This is a genomic window from Flavivirga sp. 57AJ16 (assembly GCF_028736925.1).
GTDB lineage: Bacteria > Bacteroidota > Bacteroidia > Flavobacteriales > Flavobacteriaceae > Flavivirga.
This window is the reverse complement of the sequence record NZ_JAQZAT010000048.1, coordinates 1-1,306: the sequence shown is the minus strand read 5'-3', so window position 1 is coordinate 1,306 and position 1,306 is coordinate 1. Positions and strand designations below refer to the sequence as shown.

1 protein-coding gene is annotated in these 1,306 nt (G+C 34.3%); it reads right to left on the bottom strand.

Annotation, left to right across the window (positions count from 1 at the left end):
* Nucleotides 1-121: 121 nt before the first annotated feature.
* On the bottom strand, nt 122-880 hold the full coding sequence (locus PQO00_RS20280; protein ID WP_274186681.1) for a hypothetical protein: 759 nt from the start codon (nt 878-880) through the stop codon (nt 122-124).
* Nucleotides 881-1,306 lie beyond the last annotated feature (426 nt).

The window sequence follows — 1,306 nt, the reverse complement described above, 5'->3', positions numbered from 1 at the left end:
ATTATCGAATTCTTTTAGAATTTTGGCAATCTGGGTGGGTGAAAATTTACTTGTCTTCATAATTACTGTTTAAAGTTAAAACTATTTTTCTACTTTTAAACAGTTCGCTTTTAAGGGAAGCTTACACTTTAAGGGCTTCCTTTATCTGAAATTCATTGTCAAGTGGCTTGTAATTTGTGCCTGAAATACCGACACGTCTTTTCCTTAAATTCTTTTCAACCCCAAGCTCTTTTGTCAGTATATTATGAATGTCCTCTATTTTTGATACAGTCAATGGATTTAAATAATCCTTATTCTCGATGATAAAGTCAAGTGCATACTTATGGTTCAGAAGCATTACGGCTTCTTCTTTGGTTTTTCCCGAAGCAGTTTGTTTATCCTTTAATAATCGTTCAGTTTCCAGTAATGAATAGGTATTTCCCTCAATTTGAGAAGATTTCCAGCTCAAGTCAATGGCTAGCCTATCCATTTCTTTTTGGTAATCGGCAGGGTTCAGGTCTTTGATGTTAGCTCTGTATTCCTTTTCAAGTAGATTGAGTTTGTTCAGTTCGTTTTCTGTGAATACGCTATTCTCATTTAATATTTTATTGACGAGTTCAAAATTGAAAGTTTCTTTAATTTGTCTTTCATCTATTTCATTTTCGTAATATTTGTCTATGTCTATGGGTTGGATAAGTTCAAACGATGGAGAAAGAAAATATTTTGTTCCTTTTCCCTGACCTTCAGAAACTATATATTTGTCTGAAATTAATTTTGTCAAAGTTCGCTTTAATGTAGCGTAACTAACAGAAATAGCTGAGTTCTCAAAAATATCCTTTGAAGAACTTCCTCCATTATCTCTAATACAATCAATGATTTGTTGGTCTCTTTTATTAATCACTTTATAATTTTAAGCTCACAAATATAATATTTTAAGCTCAAATCAGATTGATTTTGACCAGTATTTTTGTTTTAAATGAGCTACAACGGTTCGTATAAGAATAGTAGCCGATTACGGGCTTCATTCCTGTCAAGATACAAGAAAGTTAAAGCGGGCTACAACCCTTGAATTTACTACTGAACTGGCTATTATTTTTATACAATGTGTGTGCCCAGCATGGACATCTTTAATTTATCGAAAGATAAATAATTAATCAAGAGGGAGCAAGTCCCTTATGGGCAGGGTAACGCCTTGAACCATTAGTAAGTCGCAAGGGAGAAAACCGTGAGGTTTTATCAGAAGGAAGCGAGACTACAAAACTCGGTACAGACCCTGAGTCAAGCTCAGGACAGGCCAAGCAGGAACCGTATACAGAGACATATTTAC